Annotated in this window: 1 protein-coding gene; it reads left to right on the top strand. The window is 42.6% G+C overall.

Annotated elements, in window-relative coordinates:
- Positions 1 to 102 precede the first annotated feature (102 nt).
- A partial coding sequence (locus AAEZ22_RS18275; RefSeq protein WP_352298423.1) for a hypothetical protein occupies positions 103 to 319 on the top strand: 217 nt, incomplete at its 3' end.

The raw sequence follows: 319 nt of genomic DNA, 5'->3' as shown, positions 1-319 counted from the left end.
GGCCGGAATCACTGTTCACGATGCTCCGGAATATGCTCCCAATCTTCCGAACGCGCTAGAATATGTTAAATAGCGCTTTAAATTATTTTGTAAGGGTAATTCATGCCATTCGCAGACGTTAATAAATTCAAAGTTGGTCAGGTTGTTAGCTATCACCCATTTATAGGTAAAGCCCCTGTTTCGCGCGGCCATAAAATTACAGCCGTTGATACCGTGCCAAACGCATACGGTGAAAACGTTGCTTGGATTACTGGTAAGACTGGCTGTATCTCTTTTAATTGTCTTGGTCATGATTTTGCAGACGATGCAACTTACCTAC

Source organism: Pseudoalteromonas sp. 20-MNA-CIBAN-0454, assembly GCF_040308685.1.
Lineage (GTDB): Bacteria > Pseudomonadota > Gammaproteobacteria > Enterobacterales > Alteromonadaceae > Pseudoalteromonas > Pseudoalteromonas nigrifaciens.
The sequence above is the reverse complement of the archived record's forward strand: the minus strand, read 5'-3'. Positions and strand labels throughout refer to the sequence as shown.